Raw genomic sequence first — 21,514 nt, 5'->3', positions numbered from 1 at the left:
GCGCACGGCAAATTAGTTACGCATTATTGAGCCTTCTCGAAAGAAGGCTCTGGAATGCATCACAGGTATTTTTTCGCAATTGCGATCAGTTCGTCTTTGGCTGCTTCGCCCAACTTGGCTACACCGCTTTCTACGAATGCCAGGGCTGATTCAAAATCGGCAACTCCTGATTTAACTTCTTCGGCAGGATCGGCTGCTACCTCAGGTTCAACTACAGCCGCAGCGTCAGCCGCTGGTACGTCTTCTGCCTGTACTTCTTGAGTTTGATCTGTCATTTGCGTCTTCTCTTTTAAGTAGATAATCAGGCCTTTCAGCCAGTTAAGGAATTTTCGCATTGCGTGAAGCCTCTATCTTTCGGATGCCACGCAACTGATCGTTGCACTTCTCTATGTCGGTCAGCAGCAACTCATTCCACCGGACGGATGCTCCGTACGTTAATGGCTCACCTGGTGGCGGTGATGGCTGGCACAGCATTAGCAGACTGGCTGGTATCGGTGTTACTGGCACTTTTACGTACTGCGTTGTAACGGTCGAGCACCCTGTTATTTGCGCCAGCAGGCACAACAACAGCAGCACAAGCATCATCCGCAAGAGCAGTGCTGATGTCAGCCTGGGCTGCCTGTGAGTCCAGTGAGTTCGCTTGCTGATCATTGAGAGTTGCTCCTGCGATATCGTTAAAGAGGTTTACAGCAGTGATGACGTTGCCAGTGATGGCCTCAGCCTGGTTCTTTTCAGCCACGGCCTGCTTTGTCGCGCTCTCGGCTGCCAGTGCTTTGTTGTGGTAATGGCCTGCCAGCTTAGCCATGCCGACCAGAATCAGCAGCAGCGTCACTACAGCCACTGACCTCCAGTGGTCTTTGAACCAGGTAAACAGCAGAGCGGCTGTCATACCAGCACCGACTTAGCCAGCGCATAGCGGGCCTTCCGGTCATCCAGTCCGTTATCACCGCCGTTGATCAGCTTCGTCACGTTCTCAATGCTGCTGAGCCAGTTCATGCATCCTTTGGACACGAAAAACCATGCAGCGGAACGGGCTGCGTTCTGATCTTCTTCCAGTAGCTCAGGATTACTCACCAGATCAACCTTGATGGCATTGCCAGTGGTGCGGTAGTTATCCAGGAAAGTGGTCTGAATCAGGCCACCACCGCGATATTTCCAGCCATCACCCGGGCTGTTGTTACCGTACCGCTTCTGGTAGACCAGATTCGCTATCGCCCGCTGGCGTTCAATGGGGAGTGAATTTTCACCCGGCTTGCGGCCCAGCATCAGCGCCTGGTCTCGAGTCAGCCTCTTCGGAACGAAAGTCGCTATCAGCGCATTGACGCTGTAATTGAAACTCTCCCGTGAGGCGGTAAAGCCGTTGGACTCATGAGCGACCTGAGCAATAAACATCGCCTGAGCGGAAGGAAAGTTAATGCCGAATTCCTGCATTGCTGCGTCCATATGCGGGAACCAGCGCGCAGCTAATCCGGCGCTGATACCAGCCGCCCTCTGAAATTGTGATTGGTTCATTGTGGCCTCAGAGAATGAAACAGCCGCGCCACATTACCTCTGGCTCTGAACACGGCAGCGCAGATTATCAGGTTGATCGTGACCGACGCCCAATGGGCGTGGACATAGAAATCGAAGAAGTAGCGGAAAGGCACTGACGCATACGCAAGGATAATCAGGTATGCCAGCCATGAGGCCCACGGGTTATGCTGCCCGCCAGGCTTACGGAACGACATCAACCGCAACACGATCGCGCTGCACGTAATGACATTTGTCAGTACCAGAGGATCACTTATCACCATGAGTTCCCCCTCTCCAGCGCAGGAAAAGCGACAGAGGGTCCTGTTCACTGAAAAACGTCAGCGTCTTTATCGCCAGTGCTGACAGGATCACTGCGCCAAGCGCATCAAGTGGTTTATCGCTGTAGTGCGTGATGCTGGCGAGCATTGAACCCACCAGCCCTGCACCGTAAATACCAGCGAAATAAGAAACGACGAAATAAGCCGAACGCCGGATCAGCGTTAAATCTGCTGCCGTTGCAACGTAAAAAACGGCTCCGGCAAAAGCACCGAAAACAACACCGTAATCTGTACCGGTCAGGAGCCCAAAGAGACTGGCGCCAGTTAACGCGCTACCGGCTGCAACAGTTCCTGAAACTGGTTCGGACATTTCGCCACCTCATTGCTGTAGTATCCTCTCAACGATTGAGGGGCATAAAAATGGCCCACTAAGTGAGCCGATTAATTTCTTCCTGGGTCTGAATAAACCTTTCTTCTTCCAACTCAACACCAATGGCACTACGCCCATGCTTAACAGCAGCCTTAAGCGTCGCACCAGACCCCATAAAGAAGTCGGCAACAACATCGCCCGGGCGACTGCTGGCAATAATGATGTGTTCCATCAAAGCTGCTGGCTTTTCACACGGATGCTTACCGGGATAGCTTGCCACCGGTGGGAATTGCCAAACATCGGTATAAGGTACCTCAACCGACACACTGAACGGTCGCCGGAGATGCTCATACTGCTGGCGGAGATCATCGTATTGCATACGCAATTCACGATAGTCACGATCAAGTGCATCGAATTCTTCAACCAACCCGGTGTGGGATGTTCTCAGAGGTGAGCTGACTCTTGCCGCAGCGGCCTTTTCGGAAAAAAGCTCCTGCAGCCGTTCATACTGCTCCCGGTTCGGTAGCTGCCACTGAGAGCGTGAGAACCAGTGGCTGCACATCTGTGATCCCGTTGCCGCATTAATCTCTTTCGCTGAAATACCGAGCTGCTCGCGGGCATTTGCGAAATACTCAATTAACGGCGCCAGTACCTGGCCTTTCAGTTCAGCGCACTTGCTGGCGTAACCAGCCTGCCCCTTGGCAAAACCCTCTGCCCCGTAATGCTCTGCAAAGATGATCCGCTCAGTCGCTGGAAAGTACTGCCGCAGGCTCTCTTTGTTCTGCCGTTTCCACGGACCGCTGGGTTTAGCCCAGATGATATGGTTAAGCACGTTCATGCGCTGCCTGACCAGTAATTCTGTATCAGATGCCAGGCGGGAACCACAGAACAGGTAAAGACTGCCGGCGGGCTTCAGCACACGCCAGAATTCGGCCAGATACTCGTCCAGCCATGCCAGGTAATCACTGACGCTTTCCCACTGACGATCCCAGGCACAATTTTTTACCCGGTAATACGGCGGGTCAGTTGCGATCAGGTCAATGGAGTTATCAGGCAAGGTTTTGATAAATTGCAGTGAATCAGCATTCACCAGATTTATACTGTTTAAATTCACAGTATTTTTCATGGATCGTCAGGGCCTTATTTGATAGGCTCAGATCGCTTTGTGCACTAAAGCGGTGGGCCTTGGTTCGCCCGTGACTTCTACAACGGGCGAATGGCTGGGAAGATGCTACTAACATCCACCAGCCGCCCATTTCACAGCTAAGATATTCCCGGCAATGCCAGAAACGTTGGAATAGTGCTGCCCTCTCGCGGCAGCGGCGCCCATGCCCTTGGGATCATTTTCGGGTTCTTCTCTGCTCCCCCTCAGTTGTAACCGGTGCGTAACTAGCTTTTACGCTACTCTACCGGGACTGATTCCTTTATTAACCCTCACAACGGAGTGTCACTCCTGCTCGCCATCTCGCGACTCGGGGTCAGATCATTACACTGACGCTAGCGGCCTAAGCCTCTACGGTCTCACCGCTCTGCTTTCACATAATGCCCCCCCCCAAAACAACAAAACCCCGCCGAAGCGAGGTTTATCGTGATGATAAGTTGTTGTCGTTGTGACCATTCTTATCACGTTAGCAACGTTTATGCGTACGCAGTAATGTTGTTTTTTCCCAAAATGAGTTAATGTAATCACAACTTAGTCAATAAGACTTTGCTGTAAAAAATAAATTCATTATTTTACAATAAATTATGAAGGATTTCTTCAATGGCTGCACACAATCCAATCACTATTCATCATCAAATTATCCATGTAATGGACAAAGAACAGCATCAACCCCCCACGGTCAGTGAGTCTCCTGATGAAAAACCCATACAGGATGCTACAAGGAAACTCATTGAAGATCTGAATGAAAAGTATAAAGGTCGTGCAGGAAAGGGGTATGGTAAGTTCGAGGATGACCGGGATAGTTACCCGATGGGAAACATAGCTGAAGATTACTTCGTCGATAGAAGGGAAGATTTCTATGCGACAAGCATAAGAATGATCAGACACCTAGCAAGTCGTGCTAATGACGAAAAACTCTCAACCGGTGGATACGTAGTTATTTCACATTTTCAAATTGAAAATGTAGAGTATTTGTTGGTTGCCATCGTAACATCGACTACTGGAACAACAGTACAAAATTTTGATGTCATTAACAGTGAATATCTTGATATTGCCAAACTTCGTGTGGCAGGCAGAATTGACTTAACCGGATGGGCTTCAGGAAAAGAAAGATATATTAGTTTTTTGAAAGGACAAAATAATGTTGCAACTTACTTCAAAAAATTCCTAGGTTGTAATGACATACTCATCGCGAAGATAGAAACCGAAAAGCTCAGAGATGCCTTGAGAGAATTTGCAAGCAGTCAGGGTCTAGAAAGTGAGGCTAAAGAAGATTTTCTCAACAGAGCTCACTCACAGTTAAAAGAACTAAACAAAAGCGGTACCCCCTTTGAGCCTTCAGCCTTTGCAAATGAGCTATGGCCAGCAGCACCAGGAGATCTTCTCGCCTTACTTGCTGATGATGAACTCCAATTATCTGAAGGTTTTGTTCCCGATGGGAATGTAATCAGAGACTTAGTTAGCTTCAAGGGAAAATCAAAACATTGGGCATTGAAATTTGATAGGGCTGCTCTGTCAGATGGCTCGGTAGAGTATGATAAAGAGAATGATCGGTTAATTTTGCGAGAAATCCCTGATATACTCAGGGAAGAACTCTTAGCAGAATGTGGCGAAGATGATGATGACGAGTAAAAAATTTATAGAATTAGTTGCAGTCTATAAAAAAGTGGTTCTAAAACCCTCCTCTATGGAGGGTAGTCTTTATCTTTCTGATGAGTCGGAATGCAATAATCTTAAAGAATTATTGACAGCCAAAGACAGATTCGGAATAACCCTAGAACAAGGAACCATTGCATCGGGAAATACAGTTTTAATATCGATAACACATCCAATCACTAGGCTTGGTAGAGTTTACCCTACAGTCTCAGATTTTCTTGAAAATAACAAAAATAGAATAAGAGAACCAAATGAGTATTTTATACTTGATGAAAAATACTATTGTAAAGATACAATCACCCCTTCAGCAATTCAGTCATACCGTTGTGTTTTGAGACTATTATCCCTACTAAAACAGAGTGCTGCACTTCTTGATGAGAGTAATTATGAGTTAGTATACTTTGATAAGGAAGTATTTAAAATAATAATAAATTACGACATTAATGACCTGAAAAAAATAAATATTACCACAGTCGATACATTTATTTCATCTTTTACAGATGATACCCATAGAGATCAGAAGTTAAGCATACTTGCCAATGCAGTTAAATTTGCTGCTGACTCTCAATCAAAAGAAAGTGCTTTTTCAAAAATATTATCGGACATTGAAAACATTATTAATAGCTTTAAAAAAGGATATAATTTATTTTCCTCTGGTTTTTCCTATGAGAAAATAATTGATCAACTGAGAGCAGCTAAAGTCGAAGAAATGGGTAAAATTCATAAAACATTTTCTGACATTCAAAATCAGGTGTTAGGTCTGCCATTGGCTACTGTAATAGTTGCAACGCAGATGAAGGAATCAATTGACTGGAGCGTGCAATCATTGATAAACACATCTATTTTGCTTGGAGCAATAATCTTTGTCGCTCTCATTAGCTTGGCATTATTTAATCAATGGCAAACATTAAAAGCTATAAAAGAAGAAATAAAATACAAAAAAAACCAAGCGCAAACCACTTACAAATCAATATACTCTGACATTGAATCCACATTTTCACATTTAACAACAAGAATCATGATACAATATTTTGCGTTTATAGTCATAGGGCTAGCCGTTTTTATTGGTTTAGTGTTAACTTTTAAATTTTATTTCCAACTAACACCATACGCACTTCAATACCTAAAAAATTTGTGGCCTTTCTAATGGGCCATAAGGCCCATTTTTCAACCCATTTCTAATTTTACATCTAACATGCAAAGAACCCCGCTTAGAAACCCTTCAGCTGTTTGCATCTCTTTTCTAATCGTTCCATCAGCACATTTACGGCGACGGGCGATCGTCCTGAGGGATATGTTATATCGGTAATGTGCAACCACCAACTCGTACTCTTCCGGCTTGTACTTCTTCAACTTTGCAATGCAGCTATCGATAATAACCCCGTCATTATCAGTGCATGACGGACGTAGATTAGACTCAGCTGGTAGCAATCCTTTGAATCCTGCTGCTATGGGTGAGTAGTCGACACCTGCGCCCTCAGACGCTGCCCATCCACCCCAGCATTCCAGAATGTATTTAATATTACGCATCTTAGTCTCCACGATTATTCTTGCCTGTTGCAATGACGCCTAATGCCAGGGCTCTGTCGAGCATACGCAGCAGCAGTTCAGGTTGGGTGCCATATTTTGCTTCAAACGCTCGCATATCAGCATGAAGTGCATCGTGATGAGCTCTGCACAGCGGTATCACGAATAAGTCATGTGCTTTGGTTCCCGTTCCCCCCTGCCCATAGCCGATCAGGTGGTGAGGATCGTCAGCTGGTTTGCCGCAACAAAGACAGGGCTGTGACTTAACCCAACGGGTGTATTTCTCGTTGATCCAGCGGCGCCGCTTTGGCCTCAACAGGAAAGTTTCCGGCGTCTCCGGGTCTATCCTGAGCTCCAGCACCTGCTTTGCCGCTTCCTGAATGATCTCCGTCGCCACGCGCATCGGGTGAATTGCAGCCTCTTTTAACGTTCCGGTTTCGACCACTGCTGCAGGCAGTTTCAAAACCCGCCGCGCCGGGGCATCCGGCATCTGTTGAATGACATTCCGCAGTGTCGCCCACCAGCACAGCTCAGGAAGGGTAAGTTGGTGACCTTCAGGTAAGGCCAGATCAATGCGTGCGGAATTAATAACCCACTGTGCGGCATTTACCCGCCCCAGCTCATCAAGGCGCGATAACGTTGTTTCCCGGAGTTGATTGTCGTGATGCTCGCAAAGGCAAACAGCGCTTTCCTCCGTTCTCAGCACGGTATGGTACTGGCTGTTATAACCGTCTCCCCCGCTCCACTGGCAATGTGCAAGTTCCTGAACCCAGTGAGCCAGGTTGTCTCGCCCACCTGCTGCCGCTATAACCTGCTGAGACGAAAAGAAAGGAGCCAGGGCCGGATCGTCTGCCAGCGGTTGATCTGCGTCAGATACCAGCCCGGAGGGCAGCACTCGCATAAATTCAGGTTCGCTGCTAATCAGTACACGGCGGCCGCCGCTGAACATAGGTAGGAGTTCACGGCCGGGTTTGAACACGACGATCCCCGCTCGGGGGGCGACATCCGGTGTTAATAATGCTCTCATGCTGTACCACTCTGTTGCAGATGCTCAGCCCAAATCCCCGCCACCCACTTAACCCCCTTAGGAGTAAAGCGGGCCTGGGTGAATGCGTAGCTGTTGGCGTTAGCGGTACCGGTCTTGATTTCGAAACGACCAGCCTCAGTGTGACGGTGATGTGGCGTAAGCATATTGTTCAGCCGGTACATGATGTGACGGTCCAGCAGGAAGAGACGAAATTCAGCCTCTCTGGCATTCAGCAACTTTGCCACCTGGCGGAACGTCATAGACCCTCTGGCCTCCACATACTGATCGACGAATTCAACCTTCGGCGCCGCGATCAGAAGCTGGTTTTCGAGCTTAACTTTCTGCTCGGCCAGATCTGCGGCTAACCGCAATGCTTCAGGCAGCGACTGAGGCACAACACTCCCCTGCTCAAGCTCCTGCCAGCGATCCACCACAGCGGCGGTAAACTCAGGTGAAAGGCGGGCAACCAGTACCAGGCAGTCCCGTTTTTTAAACCAGTACTCCTCATACCACTGCCCGTTCTGCTCGTGCTGGTAGGGGGTGTGCGCCAACGGCGCGCTTAAAATTCCACCAGCCGCCAGACGTTCGGCTGAGCGTTTAACGTCGCCGTGTTTGCTCTGGACCAGTTTTGCGATCTCTCGCGATGACATTGACGCCGCTGGCGCATGGTGTTGCGGACATACCTGAACGACATTCATAAACTGCTGCATACGTTCTCCACTTTTCACTGGCCGGCGGCTGCACCCGTTTCGGCCACTTTGATAAATTCCTGTCCCGTTACCCTGCACTGACTAAAGAACCGCGACTAAATCCCTGGCTGCTGCCCGCGTACTGCCCTTGCATGAGACTGAGCGGCGGCCACTGACGTGATGAATTTTAAAGCCGTGCTGCTCATAGAGGTCTGTGATACGCGGTGCAGTCGAATTGCTGATTACTATGCGGGCGCCGCGCTGATGTGCCGCAACGCAGGACTCCGCCAGCGCGATCTGGTCTTCCCATGTAAAGCCACCAGCAACGTAAGCGGTGAAACCGCTGGTGCCGGGTAGCGGATCATAAGGCGGATCGCAGTAAACAACATCGCCAGCACCGGCCAGCGCCAGGGTGCGACGAAATCCGGCATTCATGAACACACAGTTATGAGCCATGTCTGAAAACGCATTGATCTCATCTTCCGGGAAGTAAGGCGCGCGGTATTTCCCATACCCAACATTGAACTGGTGGTTCTGGTTGTAACGCATCAGTCCGTTAAAACAGTGGCGATTGAGATAGAGGAATGACGCTGCACGCTCTGTTGCACCGATAAGGTGGGCATTAAATTCCGCCTTAATGGCCTCGTAGCCTTCTGGGGAATTCAGGCGTCCAAACATAAGCCTGGCGGCGCTGACAACTGCCTCAGGCACCACAGCCAGCATCTGGTAAAGGTTGATCAGATCAGCGTTAACATCAGCCAGCAAAAAGTCGGCGTGCTTATCTGAATTGAGGAACACCGAGCCGCCGCCGACGAACGGCTCTATTAACCGCTTACCTTCAGGGATCAGGCTGTCCAGTTCATGCAGCAGCGAATACTTCCCACCAGCCCATTTCAAAAATGGTCGTTTCCAGTTGCGCGGCGCTGGCTTCTCTGCCGGTAGAGCAGCTGCAATACGCTCCCCGATCCAGCGCATAACCGGTACAGCCATGCTGTTGCCGATCGCACGATAGCGCGGCCCGTCTGGGCATTCGCTTACATCTTTGCCGCGCCAGGCGATCAAAGTATGGTTATCAGGGAATCCCATCTGCCGTTCATTCTCCACTGGCATCAGATGCCTGACTCGGCCGTCTTCCGTAACAATGTAAGTTTCTCTGTCATCGAGAGAGCCTGCCCCTCTTGCTGTGAGACAAACAGGCACGGGCGTCTGCTTTGTCGGGGGATTAGTCCGGCACACGCGATCGGACTCAAAAAGTATTTCTGCGGGATCGATGTCTGTTCGAGCACTTGCAACAAGGAGAATGCGTGGGCGTCGCTGGGCCACTCCGAAGTATTGTGCATCAAAGGTTCGCCAGGCCACTCTGCGCTGTCTTCCAATAACAGCACCACGCTTTGACCAGACTGGAATGTGCTTACAGGCTTCCTTATTCCAGCGCCAGAACTTTTCACTGACTCCGATTGCAGGTCGTGGACCAGGTTCGAACTCTTCAGATTCTCCAGCCAGTCCAGCAAGAAAGCACCCGAACGCGTTATCTTTCGAGGAGAATACCCCTGTGACATTTTCCCAGACGAAGATTGCAGGCGATTCTCCGCGTTCACAGCGCTTATTGTCGATGACATCAGCTAATTCCACATATGAAAGTGTTAATTGCCCTCTCGGGTCCAGGAGCCCCTTGCGAAGACCGCCTATTGAATATGACTGGCATGGGGTTCCGCCCACCAGCACATCCGGCGCTTCAACTTCACCACGGCTAACCGCGGCTGAAATAGCGGTCATGTCGCCGAGGTTTTTCACCTCAGGCCAGCGTTCAGCCAGAACGGCGCTGGGAAACGTTTCAATCTCAGAGAACCAGGCGGCTTTCCAGCCAAGGGGCTCCCACGCAACACTCGCGGCTTCAATGCCACTGCATACTGATCCGTATCTCATTGGCTCACGACCTCCATCGCCAGAGTGAGTACCAGCAGCGCTATCAGCACTACAGCCGTGCGGATGCCGTGATAGAAAATTTCATTCCGGGTAAAGTGATCCTTGAATTTCTGTTGCATCAGTCCCTCCACAGATCGATGGCTGGCACCGAAACCGAGTTGATAGTAGATACCTCTGACGAAATGCCAACGCATCCAAGGCGTATGCAGTACTCACGGCGGTCAGTTGCCTTGTCGCGGGCCTCTTCGTTTCTCGTTGAATCCATTGCCAGCAACCATTCGCGGGCAGCCCGGCGCCAGTAACCTCGCGATTCCAGTTCAACCGCTTTGGCCCTGTGCGCTTCGTACTGAGCACCCAGGAGAATGCGATCGGACTCAAGCGGTAGCCGGTAGAAAAACGGGTGTCCCTGGCGGGCATAGCGAATAACGACTTCCTGTGTTTGCAGTTCGGTCATCAGCGGCTGGATCAGGCGGCGAGGGATGTCTGCACCGCTGGCGATCTGCGCTGAGGTGCACCCAGGGTTTTGACGGATATACTCGATAGCCATTTCACGAATATTCATGCTGCTTTCCCTCCAGACAAGCGCTCACAGCAGTCCTTCCAGATGCTGTTCCAGCGGCTGACAGCGAAACTGGCGTTCATCGACCGCACACCTGCCTTACTGGCCTCAGCCCTCACAGTTTCCTCAAGCTGACTGGGATTTCTGACGGGTTTGGCGCTACCGATGAAACGTCGCCATGCTGCGTCACGCTCGGTGTGATCCGCTGGCGCCCGCCCCACGGTCTCGCCATTATCTTTGACCCACTTCCCATCGACACATGCCGGACGGCCATGAGCCAGCCAGCGCTGAGCGCCAGTCAGATATCCCTGGAATTTCGACGGCTGGAAAATCGTGGTAGGTCGCAGGTAACCGGCCATTTCCAAATCGTTGGCCCATTTGGCATTCAGGTAATCCGTGGTCAGGATCAGCTCGTCAGTGGTAAACCCTTCGGCTAATCTGGCCCGGATGTTCTCCAGCGACGATTTGCTGACCTGGTACCGGGAGCCGGTCGCCTGGTTCAGGTGTGCGAGAACCTGCTTTGCAAAATCAGTCAGAACCACTTCAGGGTCGGTCTGCGCAGCAGGCTGACAAGAAGTCTTTTTATCTGACGGATCTGTTATTGGATCTATTAACGGATCGGGGTCAATGGTTGACCCCTCCCCTACCAAATTTTGACCCCCTGATGTGCCGTTATTTGACCCATCAATATTTGAGGCGTCAGAATTTGAGGGGTTAATATTTGGTGGGTCAATTTTTGAGGGGTCAGAATTTGACGCCTTCCTTTTTTTCTTCCTTGCGGCTTCTGCAAACAGCTCCAGCTTCTCAACATCGATCTGATACCCATTCGACGCATTGCGACCACCTAACTTACGCTCAATAACCTGAAGCCAGCCCGCCTGCTCAAGCTCCCTGATCGCAGCCCTGACGGTAGTTTTGCTTTTGGCGCCCACCTGCTCTCTGATAGTGTCGACAGCAGGCCAGCTGTAGCCCTCGTCGTTGCTGTAATCAGCGAGTCTGGCAAGCACCGCTATGCGGGAGAGGGTCATTCCAGACGGCCCGCAACCTTCCCATACCAGGCCGTGCAGTTTGCTACTCATACAACCCTCTCATATTTCTTTTTCCAGTCCCGACGCGGGCAGACGCATTCGTATTCATAGCCCTGCCTGCGGAAGATGATCCGCTGATTGACGGTATCAATGCCGATGGTTTCAACCAGGATGCCGTGATAACGCTCCCGGTAATTTGCGACCCATGGTTCAATTTTTTCCTGTTCAATCACAGCCTCCCTGCCGCAATAAAGCGGTCTGGCAAGAAGTCAGAGCCCTCCACTCTTCCCGGCCATCGTTGTTCATGGCTGAGAATGCGCCTACCACTCCAACCTCAGGCTGGTAGTTGTGGCTTCCGTCCTGGCAACGTACGATCTCCACATACCGGAACGGAGAGTTACCCACCAGCGGCAGGCACCTGAATTGCTTAGCTGGTCTGTATCGGTTTAAACTGTTCATGCGTAAAAGTTCTCCACTGAATTGACACGCCAAGGCGCCCGGAGCTGCACACTCGCGGGCGTCACTTTTTTTTGCGGCCAAATAACGTAACAATGGCGCGGATCTCTTCTTCTCTGGCGGCAAGGTGGCGCCGGTGATGCTCGTAGATTTCATCCGCTTCATGTTGCTCAATCACTCCATCTTCCAGCGCCTGTTCGATAATCTGATCAACCTGCCCCCGGGCAGCAGCTGTACGCATCGCCCTGCTGAACAAGTCAACGCGGTCAAGATCCTCAAGGTTTGGCACGTCCACCAGCAGCGCACCGCGGCGTTTAGCAAAATAATCAGCCAGCGCAGACGTTCCCGAAATGTCCTCCATCGCTTCCAGTTCCACTACCTCAAAGAAACGACAACCGTTCTTCTCATACAGGTTGTTGTTGAACTGAGTCATTGTCATACCCAGTGCGCCAGCCATGGCCTCTCGACCGCCAGGGCATGTCTTGCACATCGCTTTCACGACTTCTTTTAAGCTTTGCTCTACCACGTTGTATGTCCTTTGGTAGTTTCAATTAAGCTGCGCATTCGTTAGGGTTTTGCGTATCAACAGATACTAACGAACCAAGGATCTCTTCGGTGGTCACCTTCCCATCGGTGGCGTCAACCAGAGCCGGAATGTACTGCGAGCGAATTCCACCACCGCAGAGCCATTTGCTTACTGCTGATTGGTTTACTCCCACCTTTCGTGCCAGCTCCTTTTGAGATCCGACGATGGTGATAGCTTTTTGAATGACGATGTTCATTGCCGTCCCCTATGACTTAAAGAAACACAAATATCACCCATGTAATAGACAAAGTCAATTACATGGAGAATTTGACTGGTAATTACTTAGGTAATAGCTTCCATATCATGAAAACATTATCTGAAAGACTTAAGTTGGCTATGCACCAATCAGGGCATACCTCACAAAGCGACCTCGCGAAACTAGCGGGCGTGAATCAATCGATCATTTCGAAAATTCTTACAGGTAAGAACGAGACATCGAAGTATTCTGGAAAGTTGGCGGCCGCATTAGGTATCAGTGCTGACTGGTTGATAAATGGCGCAGGCTCAATGGAAGGAAGTGATGTTCCTATACAAAAGATTGACGCATCACGTTTGGTACCCGTATGGGATGAGAAGGGTGATACTGGGGATGTTGTTTCATGGCATGAAAGCGTCCCTAACAGCTATCGCATTTATTTAATGAAGAAAAACACAGGGATAGAGAAAGCTCCAGAAGGCGCTCTTGTTCTGGTAAATCCATCATTAAAGCCAGGAAACAATGAACTAGTTGTGACCAATATCCGAGGATCTATATCGGCCTATCGCTTTTTAGAAGGCGGGGCGGGGCTGGGGTTCTTAGGTGTTGACGATTCAAGAATTCCTCCATTCGAAATATCTGACGAATCCTGCATTGAGGGAGTCGCCGAGCAGATCTTGATTGGCAGGCTACGATAATATACAACTTCTGAGTCGTCTATGGAGGTGGTCTGATAGTGTCCACCCTCTGTTCTTGTGTGCAAAAGCCCCATAATCCCCCACCCCATTTTTTCGTGCTTTCAATACCAAACACCAATCTCGAGCAATTACACTGTATGGATGTATAGTAGTTTAATATTCATCTACAATAAAATAGATTTTTTGTCTTTCTGCAAGACCTGACATTATTCCCCATGTAATAATATTTAACGCCATATATTGACTTTACCTATTCCCCAAGTCATAGTCTATTCCATCAACAGCGAACAGGCAGGACGCCCACGAAGTAGCCGCCGGTGGCATATGAATGACCGGATGATTCGCAACAAGGGTTTTCGGGAGGGGTTGCGGTTTGGTGTGACTACTAAGCCAGCGCGCTCACCTGGTGAACACGGTCCCGTACAACCCACGGGCACCAGCTATGAAACACCGTAGGGTTACCGACTAGTCATCGGTACCCCGCCCGAAAACCCCTGCTCCAAACCACTGCCGTCTGAGGTGGAGAAGCTACCAGGCCTGATATTGCTGTGTGAGTGTAGTCTTGGCGGTTACCGGGTCTTCAACCAACCAACACCAGGGGAGAGCGAAGATAATGTTCTACCGGTACCCGCCCTTTTTAATCGCAACGGAAAGGGCACTGAGTTCGTGTGGCAGGTATAGCGCCTCATTAGCTGTCCAGGCAGTGCCCTCCCCCTTGCGTCCGCATATGGTTATGGCCGGGCAGATCCTCCCGGTGCAGGTTCAAATCCTGCCGGCGCATTAATTATTTGTGAAGCAAATACCGCGGCAAGCGCCGCCTTTCAGAGGATATTGCCATGAGCAATGATCGCATGACCGTAGTACCTGAATTCCTGGGCGAACTGGATGCCGGCGTGTTCGAAAACAAAATCGCTGCCGCGCTGAATACTACCGCCCTGGGTGTTTTGAATAATGGGACTAAAGGCAAAGTCGTCCTGACTTTCGATTTTGAACGCATGGGTAATTCTGTCGAAGAGAAGCGCGTCAAAATCAAACACAGATTGCAGTACATCACCCCCACCCCACGCGGTAAGGCATCTGAAGAAGACACCACCGAAACCCCAATGTGGGTTAACCGCGGCGGTAAACTCACGATCCTCCAGGAAGACCAGGGGCAGCTGTTCGGGATTAAAGGCGAAACGGACGGAAAGCTTAAAGCGGCTCAGTGAACCGCGTCCGATTAATTCACTGTTACCAACCTAATCCAATTATTAATTAAGGAATTTATATGTCTCAGTTAGATAGCGGTACTTTCAAGCAAGTCAGGGATTTGATTATGTCAGGCTATCACCTTGCTGATATTCAGAAGCTGCCTTGCCCTACCGCTCTGATCCCGGAAAATACCCATGTTGAAAGTCTGGAGGTATTTTCACTGGAGCGTTTCCGTTTCCGTGGTGCGATGGAAACAACCAGTATTGATGATTTTGTCCGCTATTCTGTTGGCTACGCCAGCGGTGACGAGCCGGCACGCTGTTTTATCGACGCAGATAACATGCTCGCACGTTCGATCTTTAATATCGGTACCCTGGAGAATCCGGGGCATGCCGACAACGTATCAACCATCAAGCTTAAAAAGACCGCCCCGTTCCGCGCAGTGCTGGCCATTGACGGTAACAGGCTCAGCCAAAAGCAAATCGCAGAGTGGCTGGAAGACTGGTCCGAATATCTGACCGCTTTTGATGCAGACGGCAAGATCATAGACATTTCCAAAGCCGCTCAGGCCGTTCGTCGCATCACTATCCAGCAGGCTACTCAGCAGGATCATGAAGACGGCGATTTCAGCGGTAGAAAATCCCTCATGCAAAGCGTTGAGGCGACCAGTAAGGACGTTATGCCGGTAGCATTTGAGTTTAAATGTGTGCCGTATGAAGGGCTTACTGAACGCCGTTTCAGTCTGCGCAACAGTCTGATCACCGGAGACGAACCGCGATTTGTTCTGCGGATTGTTCAGCTCGAAGCCCAGGAAGAAGCGATCGCTAACGAGTTCCGCGACCTGCTGATTGAAAAATTTGACGATGAACCAGTTTTAACCTTTATCGGTAACTTTAAAGCGTAATTGCACAGCCTTAATTGCCCTGCCAGTCGGGGCAATTAGTGAAGCGTAATTTCGTTAATTATTGCCAGCAATGGCAAGGGATTCGTGCAACCAACATCCTGCGCCAGTGCAGTGGCGCGCTTATTAAGTGGAGAACAATATGTCGTGGATCACCACAGTAACCGGCAAGCATTTTAATTTTGTGCAAATTGACCAGAACAGCATTTGTATTGAAGATATCGCTGTCGCTCTGTCAAATATCTGTAGGTTTACTGGCCACCTGCCAAATTTCTACAGCGTCGCCCAGCATTCCGTACTGGTTAGTCAACTGGTTCCGCCAGAATTTGCACTGGAAGCTTTGATGCATGATGCGGCTGAAGCCTACTGCAGCGACATCAACTCGCCACTAAAAGCGCTGCTGCCAGACTACCAGGCTGTTTTAGGCAACGTCGAGCATGCCATCGCCGATAAATTCAACCTTCCACCAGTTATGTCCGCACCGGTCAAACGTGCCGATCTGATCATGCTGGCGACTGAGCGCCGGGAATTCGGTCTGGATGACGGAACACCATGGCCGATTCTGGACGGCATTGACCCTGCATCGTTCGTGATCTTCCCACTTCATCCGATGCAAGCGCGCGTGCAGTTCCTCCAACGCTTTAATGACCTGCGGGGAATCGCGGTATGAACAATTTAATGATCGACTTGGAAACCATGGGCAATAAACCGAACGCTCCTATCGTGGCGATCGGCGCTGTTTTCTTCGAACCATCCACCGGCAAAACTGGCGCCGAGTTCTCAGCTACCGTGTCGCTTTCCAGTGAAATGGCGCTGGGTGCAGTTCCTGACCCTGACACTATCGAATGGTGGATGCGTCAGTCGAATGAGGCGCGGGAAGCTCTACGCACCAACCAGATTGGCATCCTTAAAGCTCTTGAATAGCTGACACAATTCGTGAAGAGAAATAAAGCTGGAGCTTGCCAGGTCTGGGGTAATGGTGCCGCATTCGACAACGTAATCCTGCGCGCCGCTTACCAGCGTATCGGTCAGCCTGCTTTCTGGTTGTTCATTCGGGACCGCGATGTCAGAACGATGGTCGAGCTTGGACGCCAGATAGGTTTTGATCCCAAACGCGATATTCCATTTGAGGGCGAGCGTCATAACGCTCTGGCCGATGCTATTCACCAGGCAAAGTACGTTTTCGCTATCTGGCAGAAGATAATCCCAACCACCAGCGCAGAATTACTGAATGCTGAGATCGATAATCGCGCAGCTATGGCCACCAGCGATAAGGAAACCATTCGCCAGCTCCAGCAGCAGGTGAACGCCCTGGCGGTAGAATGCGGGATCATGCGCCAGTTGCTACCGGATTATGTTTCTGTACCGGCCACTGATGCCGCCCTCCGCAACGGTGAGCAGGGAGGAGAATGATGGACGCGTCTGCAAAAAAGAAATATCTGTCAAAAATCCAGAAGCTAATGCGATTGGCTGAAAGTACCAGCAGCCCAGCAGAAGCGGCTAACGCTCTGTCCAAAGCACAAGCGTTCATGAAAGAGCACGGGCTGAGCGAATCAGAGGTGGTGTTTTCGGAGATTAATACCAGCCAAAGCAAAATATCTCCAAGCGATGCTGAAAGACTGCCTCGCTATATGGGCTTTCTTATTATGACCATCGAAAAAGCTTTTGCAGTTAAATGCCTAGTGAGCTGGCGATTAACTCCAAGTTTTAAGCGTAAACGGGTCGTTAAGTTCTACGGCCTCGATGGCAGGGATATTGCTGCCGCGTACATCTTTGATGTTTTAACACGCCAAATCAAGCAGTCCAGAAAAGACTTTCAGGACAGGCATTGCGGCCGTTTTTCCCCAAAAAATAAGGCAGCACTAGCTGACCAGTTTTGTGAAGGGTGGGCATCTGGGGCTTATCACGCCGTGAAGGCGCTTGTGATCAGTGATGACCAGACTTCAAAGATGAATGCTTACGCTGCAAAGTTGCGTGATGAGGGTGTTAGCGAGGCAAAAAGCCGTAAATCAAAAGGCTCAGGCGAGTCTTCACACGCTGCGTATCTCGGTTACAAAGAAGGGATGCATGCGAAGGTATTCCATGGGGTTGAAGGGGATAGCAATAGCCCTGCCCTGATCGGTATGGAGAACGGCCATGCATGAGCGCCTCGTTTCTGTACCTGCCCGCCTGACTGCTGAGAACGGTGCTAAGGCTGCGCTGATGGGTGAGTTCAAAGTTGAATATGAAATGTGCTGCTTTCAGTGTGACGGCGCAGGTTGCGATGAATGTAATGATCGTGGCTCTTGGGTTGAGCGGCACATCATCCCCTGGGACACCGTCAAGGAAATTTATTCCGCCGCTATCACTCATTTCGAAAGTGCCGGGGGTTCCTCATGAACCAGCGCCCATACGACAAAACTCTACCGCTGTCACAGCAGCCGTGGCTGTTTACCAGTCCGGGGAAATCGAGGTGCAGATGATCCACTACCACGGCGGGCCAATAACGCCTGATACATGTGCTCTGCGTGCATGGCGCGGCAGGCATGCGTTCATCTCGTTTGCCCATCCCGCGCAAATTAATCTCGCCTCTGAGGTCTGCCAGTCATTCGCGCTGGATAACGGTGCGTTCACTGCGTGGAAGGCAGCTGGCCGCAACAAAATCGACTGGCGCGATTATTACGATTTCGTGGCGCGCTGGAAAAATCACCCTGGGTTTGATTTCGCAATTATCCCGGACGTTATAGACGGCGGTGAGGCGGAGAACGAGGCGCTACTGGATGAGTGGCCGCACGGTGATTTCTACGGTGTTCCTGTCTGGCACATGAATGAAAGCGACGATCGGTTCATTCGTCTCTGCCATGAATACCCACGGGTAGCGATTGGCAGCTGCGGAGAATATGACGTTAAACGGCCAAATCTGGCAGTCACCAGGATGAAGGACCTAATTCGCCACGTTACAGACGGACACGGACAGCCAGTGACAAAATTCCACGGCCTGCGGATGCTCAACCCACTGATATTCACACAACTGCCGCTGGCCAGTGCAGACAGCACCAACGTTGCGAGGAACATCGGAATCGATAAAGCGTGGTCTGGCGCTTATGCGCCCGCGTCAAAGGAAACACGGGCCGCCGTTCTTGTTGAACGTATCGAATCACATAACAGCCCTGGAACGCTGAATTATTGCGAAAAAAGAGACCGTATCTCCCTGCAATTACCGTTAGAAGTTTGAGGAGCCAGCATGACAATTACCACTGAACAATTAAACAATCTACGCGGGCTGATTAAATTCGCCCTCCCATTGCCGTGGAAGTGGTGGACAAGCAACAGTCACACCAGATTAACGAGCGCTGAAGGTAAAGATGGCGATGTCATTCATGCGTTTAAAGCGGTTGATGGCCATACATGCGTAAATGTTTCATCGGATAACATGAAACTGATTGCAAGCGCTGTTAACGCACTGCCTGACCTGCTGGCCCACATCGACGCCCAGGCGGCGCGGATTGCTGAGCTGGAGAACGACGAGTTACGCCAGCGCCTGGCTAATGCTGAGCACCAGCTTTACATGAAAGACCTGGCTATTCACAACGTTAAGGCAAGTCGACGTGCGCAATTCAGGGCGCGGCAGGCCGCAGAAAAAGAGCTGGCGGCGCTTCGGGAGCAGAGGCCAGTTTACTGGCAATTTATGTCAGTGAATGGTGATTGGTTAGGCATTAGCGAATCCGGGAGAGATGCAGCGGTTAAGGAAGGATGTGAAGTGCGCCCGCTCTTTAGCCAGCCAGTGCCAGCCGCCCCGGTTGCTGTGCCGGATGACGCTATCAGAGAGGAAATCTACTGCTTAGCCAACCATATCGCAGGCGCTAAAGGTGGCATGCCGGATGAATGGCAACCATGGGCTGAAGATGTTGAGGATAGTCTGCGTAAGTTGCAGCGCCTCAACAGCGGGAGTGAACCAACTGCTGCGCCGGACGATTTAGTGATGCAGATTAGGCGATTAGTCCACGCGCTGAAAAATGCCAAACCTGACCATAGCTTAGTGAAGTCAGTGCCGGACTACATGCGCAGAAAAGGCTACTGGAAGGTAACCGACTGCTTACGCGAAAGCGGGACGGTGAGCGATGAGTAGTAACGATACCAAAATCATTGTCAACGAACCCAAGGGGGAATGTTAATGGCTACTCGATTTATTGGCTTGAAAGAGATGTGCCAGTTAACAGGAAAAAGCCATCCGACACTATGGAGGATGTGGGCTAAGAAAAAAGAATTCCCCGCGCCACAGCGTAGTAGAAGCGGATCATTTCTTGGCTGGCCGGAGAGTGTTTACGAGAAATGGGTTTCTGAGCAGAAAGCCTAACAGCACCCGTTAGAGCACCTATCTTTTTAAGGACACCCGCAGAAATGCGGGTAACTTATTGATTATATTGGTACGCCCTACAGGATTCGAACCTGTGACCTACGGCTTAGAAGGCCGGTGCTCTATCCAACTGAGCTAAGGGCGCATAGTGAACTGAGGCGAATTATACGGAGCGCACCTGCTGAGTCAACGATTTATCAGGCGGACGCGCTCTGTTGCTGCACTATTGAACAGTAACAACCGAAACTGTGCCTGACAGCAGCGCCCGCTTCTGACAAAATAGGCGCCAATCCCCGTTTCAACTCAACACAGATGGATCCCCTCTCTGATGGTAGCAAAGATTATTGACGGTAAAACGATTGCGCAGCAGGTGCGGCAAGAGGTTGCTGAAAAAGTACAGCAGCGCCTGGCGGCTGGAAAGCGTGCCCCTGGCCTGGCGGTCGTTCTGGTCGGTGAGAACCCGGCCTCGCAAATTTATGTCGGCAGCAAGCGTCGCGCCTGTGAAGAAGTGGGCTTTATCTCACGCTCTTACGATCTGCCCGCCTCCACCAGCGAAGCCGATCTACTTGAGCTGATCGACAGGCTGAACCACGACAGCGAAATCGACGGAATTCTTGTGCAACTGCCGTTACCGGCAGGTATCGATAATGTGAAGGTACTTGAAAGCATCTCTCCAGCTAAAGACGTCGATGGCTTCCACCCTTATAACGTCGGCCGTCTTTGCCAGCGTGCGCCCAAGCTGCGCCCCTGTACGCCGCGTGGCATCGTGACCCTGCTTGAGCGCTATGGCATCGATACCTTCGGGATGAATGCCGTAGTGGTCGGCGCCTCGAACATTGTAGGCCGTCCGATGAGCATGGAGCTGCTGCTGGCAGGCTGCACCACCACCGTTACGCATCGCTTCACCAAAGATCTGCGCTTCCATGTGGAACATGCGGACCTGCTGGTGGTGGCCGTTGGCAAGCCCGGCTTTATTCCTGGCGACTGGATTAAGCCAGGCGCAGTGGTTATTGACGTTGGGATCAACCGGCTGGAAAGCGGAAAGGTAGTCGGAGATGTGAATTTTGCCGACGCCTCTGAGCGCGCCTCCTATATCACCCCAGTACCGGGCGGCGTCGGCCCGATGACCGTAGCGACGCTGATTCAGAATACCCTGTACGCGTGCGAAGAATTTCATGATGGAGCAGCGGAATAATGGCCACTTTTTCTTTAGGTAAACACCCGCATGTGGACCTGTGCGATCTGCTGAAGCTGGAAGGTCTGGTAGAAAGCGGCGCAAGAGCCAAAACGCTGATTGCGGAAGGTCAGGTCACCGTCGATGGCGCAGTGGAGACCCGCAAGCGCTGCAAGATCGTAACCGGCCAAACCGTGGTGTTTGACGGTAACAGCATCACCGTCGTCGAGTAATATCCCGCT

The 21,514-nt window shown here is 50.7% G+C and carries 29 protein-coding genes, 1 tRNA gene and 1 pseudogene; 13 read left to right on the top strand and 18 right to left on the bottom strand.

Features of this window, described 5'->3' with window-relative positions; genetic code table 11:
• Window positions 1-59 precede the first annotated feature (59 nt).
• From NG99_RS23705 to NG99_RS23680, 7 genes are read right to left on the bottom strand one after another with little or no spacing between them, the layout of a single operon-like run.
• Window positions 60-335: a hypothetical protein gene (locus NG99_RS23705; RefSeq protein ID WP_034898485.1), complete on the bottom strand. Its 276-nt coding sequence runs from the start codon at window positions 333-335 to the stop codon at window positions 60-62.
• Window positions 319-507: an Rz1-like lysis system protein LysC gene (gene lysC, locus NG99_RS30520; protein WP_456297744.1), complete on the bottom strand. Its 189-nt coding sequence runs from the start codon at window positions 505-507 to the stop codon at window positions 319-321. Before lysC ends, NG99_RS23705 begins: the two co-directional genes overlap by 17 nt.
• A complete protein-coding gene (locus NG99_RS29475; RefSeq protein ID WP_157032689.1) occupies window positions 443-841 on the bottom strand; it encodes a hypothetical protein in 399 nt (132 codons plus the stop codon). The genes lysC and NG99_RS29475 overlap by 65 nt, the downstream gene beginning before the upstream one ends.
• 44 nt (window positions 842-885) lie before the next feature.
• A complete protein-coding gene (locus tag NG99_RS23695) occupies window positions 886-1,512 on the bottom strand; it encodes a glycoside hydrolase family 19 protein (RefSeq protein ID WP_034898482.1) in 627 nt (208 codons plus the stop codon).
• Entirely contained in the window at window positions 1,509-1,793 is a 285-nt protein-coding gene (locus tag NG99_RS23690) for a phage holin family protein (protein ID WP_034898480.1), read from the bottom strand. The genes NG99_RS23695 and NG99_RS23690 overlap by 4 nt, the downstream gene beginning before the upstream one ends.
• Window positions 1,780-2,160, bottom strand: coding sequence for a phage holin family protein (locus NG99_RS23685; RefSeq protein WP_034898477.1), 381 nt, complete (start codon window positions 2,158-2,160; stop codon window positions 1,780-1,782). Before NG99_RS23685 ends, NG99_RS23690 begins: the two co-directional genes overlap by 14 nt.
• A 58-nt stretch (window positions 2,161-2,218) precedes the next feature.
• Window positions 2,219-3,286, bottom strand: a complete 1,068-nt coding sequence (locus NG99_RS23680; protein ID WP_034898475.1) for a DNA-methyltransferase — start codon at window positions 3,284-3,286, stop codon at window positions 2,219-2,221.
• A 636-nt stretch (window positions 3,287-3,922) separates the two neighbouring features.
• Here NG99_RS23680 and NG99_RS23675 point away from each other — a divergent pair.
• A complete protein-coding gene (locus tag NG99_RS23675; protein WP_034898473.1) occupies window positions 3,923-4,954 on the top strand; it encodes a nucleoid-associated protein in 1,032 nt (343 codons plus the stop codon).
• Entirely contained in the window at window positions 4,938-6,125 is a 1,188-nt protein-coding gene (locus NG99_RS23670) for a hypothetical protein (protein WP_084110616.1), read from the top strand. Before NG99_RS23675 ends, NG99_RS23670 begins: the two co-directional genes overlap by 17 nt.
• Window positions 6,126-6,145: 20 nt before the next feature.
• Here the strand turns inward: NG99_RS23670 and NG99_RS23665 are convergent, their stop codons facing one another.
• From NG99_RS23665 to NG99_RS23625, 10 genes are all read right to left on the bottom strand, one after another.
• A complete protein-coding gene (locus NG99_RS23665) occupies window positions 6,146-6,508 on the bottom strand; it encodes an antiterminator Q family protein (RefSeq protein WP_034898472.1) in 363 nt (120 codons plus the stop codon).
• A 1-nt stretch (window position 6,509) separates the two neighbouring features.
• Window positions 6,510-7,532, bottom strand: coding sequence for a DUF968 domain-containing protein (locus tag NG99_RS23660; protein ID WP_034898470.1), 1,023 nt, complete (start codon window positions 7,530-7,532; stop codon window positions 6,510-6,512).
• Window positions 7,529-8,242 carry a phage antirepressor KilAC domain-containing protein gene (locus NG99_RS23655; RefSeq protein WP_034898468.1) on the bottom strand — a complete coding sequence of 238 codons (714 nt, stop codon included), beginning with the start codon at window positions 8,240-8,242 and terminating at the stop codon, window positions 7,529-7,531. Before NG99_RS23655 ends, NG99_RS23660 begins: the two co-directional genes overlap by 4 nt.
• Before the next feature lie 81 nt (window positions 8,243-8,323).
• Complete coding sequence (locus NG99_RS23650) at window positions 8,324-10,147, bottom strand: Dam family site-specific DNA-(adenine-N6)-methyltransferase (protein WP_034898466.1); 1,824 nt, start codon at window positions 10,145-10,147, stop codon at window positions 8,324-8,326.
• A complete protein-coding gene (locus NG99_RS30240) occupies window positions 10,144-10,266 on the bottom strand; it encodes a hypothetical protein (RefSeq protein WP_269745691.1) in 123 nt (40 codons plus the stop codon). The genes NG99_RS23650 and NG99_RS30240 overlap by 4 nt, the downstream gene beginning before the upstream one ends.
• On the bottom strand, window positions 10,266-10,709 hold the full coding sequence (locus NG99_RS23645) for a PerC family transcriptional regulator (protein WP_034898463.1): 444 nt from the start codon (window positions 10,707-10,709) through the stop codon (window positions 10,266-10,268). Before NG99_RS23645 ends, NG99_RS30240 begins: the two co-directional genes overlap by 1 nt.
• Entirely contained in the window at window positions 10,706-11,785 is a 1,080-nt protein-coding gene (locus NG99_RS23640) for a conserved phage C-terminal domain-containing protein (protein ID WP_034898460.1), read from the bottom strand. The genes NG99_RS23645 and NG99_RS23640 overlap by 4 nt, the downstream gene beginning before the upstream one ends.
• Complete coding sequence (locus NG99_RS23635; protein WP_034898458.1) at window positions 11,782-11,967, bottom strand: DUF4222 domain-containing protein; 186 nt, start codon at window positions 11,965-11,967, stop codon at window positions 11,782-11,784. The genes NG99_RS23640 and NG99_RS23635 overlap by 4 nt, the downstream gene beginning before the upstream one ends.
• A gap of 287 nt (window positions 11,968-12,254) precedes the next feature.
• Window positions 12,255-12,716: a YmfL family putative regulatory protein gene (locus NG99_RS23630; RefSeq protein WP_034898456.1), complete on the bottom strand. Its 462-nt coding sequence runs from the start codon at window positions 12,714-12,716 to the stop codon at window positions 12,255-12,257.
• A gap of 25 nt (window positions 12,717-12,741) precedes the next feature.
• Window positions 12,742-12,972 carry a transcriptional regulator gene (locus NG99_RS23625; protein WP_034898454.1) on the bottom strand — a complete coding sequence of 77 codons (231 nt, stop codon included), beginning with the start codon at window positions 12,970-12,972 and terminating at the stop codon, window positions 12,742-12,744.
• 62 nt (window positions 12,973-13,034) lie between these two features.
• Here NG99_RS23625 and NG99_RS23620 point away from each other — a divergent pair, with 62 nt between their 5' ends.
• The 9 genes and pseudogenes from NG99_RS23620 (at window position 13,035) to NG99_RS28555 (ending at window position 20,098) form a co-directional block, all read left to right on the top strand.
• A complete protein-coding gene (locus tag NG99_RS23620; RefSeq protein WP_084110615.1) occupies window positions 13,035-13,670 on the top strand; it encodes a helix-turn-helix domain-containing protein in 636 nt (211 codons plus the stop codon).
• An 836-nt stretch (window positions 13,671-14,506) separates the two neighbouring features.
• A complete protein-coding gene (locus NG99_RS23615; RefSeq protein ID WP_034898450.1) occupies window positions 14,507-14,878 on the top strand; it encodes a hypothetical protein in 372 nt (123 codons plus the stop codon).
• A gap of 59 nt (window positions 14,879-14,937) precedes the next feature.
• Window positions 14,938-15,765, top strand: coding sequence for a YfdQ family protein (locus NG99_RS23610; RefSeq protein ID WP_034898448.1), 828 nt, complete (start codon window positions 14,938-14,940; stop codon window positions 15,763-15,765).
• Window positions 15,766-15,904: 139 nt separating this feature from the next.
• A complete protein-coding gene (locus NG99_RS23605) occupies window positions 15,905-16,432 on the top strand; it encodes a hypothetical protein (RefSeq protein ID WP_034898445.1) in 528 nt (175 codons plus the stop codon).
• Window positions 16,429-16,989 (top strand): annotated as a pseudogene (locus NG99_RS28955) (3'-5' exonuclease); the annotation flags it as partial. The gene NG99_RS23605 and the pseudogene NG99_RS28955, both read left to right, overlap by 4 nt.
• Before the next feature lie 182 nt (window positions 16,990-17,171).
• Window positions 17,172-17,906, top strand: coding sequence for a DUF2786 domain-containing protein (locus NG99_RS23595; protein ID WP_052130850.1), 735 nt, complete (start codon window positions 17,172-17,174; stop codon window positions 17,904-17,906).
• A 314-nt stretch (window positions 17,907-18,220) separates the two neighbouring features.
• Window positions 18,221-18,976, top strand: coding sequence for a hypothetical protein (locus tag NG99_RS23585; protein ID WP_034898520.1), 756 nt, complete (start codon window positions 18,221-18,223; stop codon window positions 18,974-18,976).
• Between the two features lie 9 nt (window positions 18,977-18,985).
• A complete protein-coding gene (locus NG99_RS27730; RefSeq protein WP_052130849.1) occupies window positions 18,986-19,870 on the top strand; it encodes a hypothetical protein in 885 nt (294 codons plus the stop codon).
• 45 nt (window positions 19,871-19,915) lie between these two features.
• Window positions 19,916-20,098: a helix-turn-helix transcriptional regulator gene (locus tag NG99_RS28555; RefSeq protein WP_072017656.1), complete on the top strand. Its 183-nt coding sequence runs from the start codon at window positions 19,916-19,918 to the stop codon at window positions 20,096-20,098.
• Between the two features lie 68 nt (window positions 20,099-20,166).
• On the opposite strand, the gene NG99_RS23570 is transcribed toward NG99_RS28555, so the two are convergent.
• A tRNA-Arg gene (locus NG99_RS23570) sits at window positions 20,167-20,243 on the bottom strand.
• Between the two features lie 183 nt (window positions 20,244-20,426).
• Here NG99_RS23570 and folD point away from each other — a divergent pair.
• Window positions 20,427-21,293, top strand: a complete 867-nt coding sequence (gene folD, locus NG99_RS23565) for a bifunctional methylenetetrahydrofolate dehydrogenase/methenyltetrahydrofolate cyclohydrolase FolD (RefSeq protein ID WP_034898441.1) — start codon at window positions 20,427-20,429, stop codon at window positions 21,291-21,293.
• On the top strand, window positions 21,293-21,505 hold the full coding sequence (gene ybcJ, locus NG99_RS23560; RefSeq protein ID WP_034898440.1) for a ribosome-associated protein YbcJ: 213 nt from the start codon (window positions 21,293-21,295) through the stop codon (window positions 21,503-21,505). Before folD ends, ybcJ begins: the two co-directional genes overlap by 1 nt.
• Window positions 21,506-21,514: the final 9 nt, after the last annotated feature.

It is taken from the genome of Erwinia typographi (assembly GCF_000773975.1).
In the GTDB taxonomy this organism is placed as follows: Bacteria; Pseudomonadota; Gammaproteobacteria; order Enterobacterales; family Enterobacteriaceae; genus Erwinia; species Erwinia typographi.
This window is presented reverse-complemented; position numbering and strand designations above follow the sequence as displayed.

What these genes read in the sequence shown, in the direction of transcription:
- NG99_RS23685 (WP_034898477.1), bottom strand. Translation starts at nt 2,160, where the DNA reads ATGTCCGAACCAGTTTCAGGAACTGTTGCAGCCGGTAGCGCGTTAACT.
- NG99_RS23645 (WP_034898463.1), bottom strand. Translation starts at nt 10,709, where the DNA reads ATGAATATTCGTGAAATGGCTATCGAGTATATCCGTCAAAACCCTGGG.
- NG99_RS23650 (WP_034898466.1), bottom strand. Translation starts at nt 10,147, where the DNA reads ATGAGATACGGATCAGTATGCAGTGGCATTGAAGCCGCGAGTGTTGCG.
- NG99_RS23655 (WP_034898468.1), bottom strand. Translation starts at nt 8,242, where the DNA reads ATGCAGCAGTTTATGAATGTCGTTCAGGTATGTCCGCAACACCATGCG.
- NG99_RS23595 (WP_052130850.1), top strand. Translation starts at nt 17,172, where the DNA reads ATGATGGACGCGTCTGCAAAAAAGAAATATCTGTCAAAAATCCAGAAG.
- NG99_RS23690 (WP_034898480.1), bottom strand. Translation starts at nt 1,793, where the DNA reads ATGGTGATAAGTGATCCTCTGGTACTGACAAATGTCATTACGTGCAGC.
- NG99_RS23625 (WP_034898454.1), bottom strand. Translation starts at nt 12,972, where the DNA reads ATGAACATCGTCATTCAAAAAGCTATCACCATCGTCGGATCTCAAAAG.
- NG99_RS23670 (WP_084110616.1), top strand. Translation starts at nt 4,938, where the DNA reads ATGATGATGACGAGTAAAAAATTTATAGAATTAGTTGCAGTCTATAAA.
- NG99_RS28555 (WP_072017656.1), top strand. Translation starts at nt 19,916, where the DNA reads ATGGCTACTCGATTTATTGGCTTGAAAGAGATGTGCCAGTTAACAGGA.
- NG99_RS23705 (WP_034898485.1), bottom strand. Translation starts at nt 335, where the DNA reads ATGCGAAAATTCCTTAACTGGCTGAAAGGCCTGATTATCTACTTAAAA.
- NG99_RS23610 (WP_034898448.1), top strand. Translation starts at nt 14,938, where the DNA reads ATGTCTCAGTTAGATAGCGGTACTTTCAAGCAAGTCAGGGATTTGATT.
- NG99_RS23605 (WP_034898445.1), top strand. Translation starts at nt 15,905, where the DNA reads ATGTCGTGGATCACCACAGTAACCGGCAAGCATTTTAATTTTGTGCAA.
- folD (WP_034898441.1), top strand. Translation starts at nt 20,427, where the DNA reads ATGGTAGCAAAGATTATTGACGGTAAAACGATTGCGCAGCAGGTGCGG.
- NG99_RS23620 (WP_084110615.1), top strand. Translation starts at nt 13,035, where the DNA reads ATGGAGAATTTGACTGGTAATTACTTAGGTAATAGCTTCCATATCATG.
- NG99_RS27730 (WP_052130849.1), top strand. Translation starts at nt 18,986, where the DNA reads ATGACAATTACCACTGAACAATTAAACAATCTACGCGGGCTGATTAAA.
- NG99_RS23695 (WP_034898482.1), bottom strand. Translation starts at nt 1,512, where the DNA reads ATGAACCAATCACAATTTCAGAGGGCGGCTGGTATCAGCGCCGGATTA.
- NG99_RS30240 (WP_269745691.1), bottom strand. Translation starts at nt 10,266, where the DNA reads ATGCAACAGAAATTCAAGGATCACTTTACCCGGAATGAAATTTTCTAT.
- NG99_RS23640 (WP_034898460.1), bottom strand. Translation starts at nt 11,785, where the DNA reads ATGAGTAGCAAACTGCACGGCCTGGTATGGGAAGGTTGCGGGCCGTCT.
- ybcJ (WP_034898440.1), top strand. Translation starts at nt 21,293, where the DNA reads ATGGCCACTTTTTCTTTAGGTAAACACCCGCATGTGGACCTGTGCGAT.
- NG99_RS23660 (WP_034898470.1), bottom strand. Translation starts at nt 7,532, where the DNA reads ATGAGAGCATTATTAACACCGGATGTCGCCCCCCGAGCGGGGATCGTC.
- NG99_RS23680 (WP_034898475.1), bottom strand. Translation starts at nt 3,286, where the DNA reads ATGAAAAATACTGTGAATTTAAACAGTATAAATCTGGTGAATGCTGAT.
- NG99_RS23615 (WP_034898450.1), top strand. Translation starts at nt 14,507, where the DNA reads ATGAGCAATGATCGCATGACCGTAGTACCTGAATTCCTGGGCGAACTG.
- NG99_RS23665 (WP_034898472.1), bottom strand. Translation starts at nt 6,508, where the DNA reads ATGCGTAATATTAAATACATTCTGGAATGCTGGGGTGGATGGGCAGCG.
- NG99_RS23675 (WP_034898473.1), top strand. Translation starts at nt 3,923, where the DNA reads ATGGCTGCACACAATCCAATCACTATTCATCATCAAATTATCCATGTA.
- NG99_RS23585 (WP_034898520.1), top strand. Translation starts at nt 18,221, where the DNA reads ATGATCCACTACCACGGCGGGCCAATAACGCCTGATACATGTGCTCTG.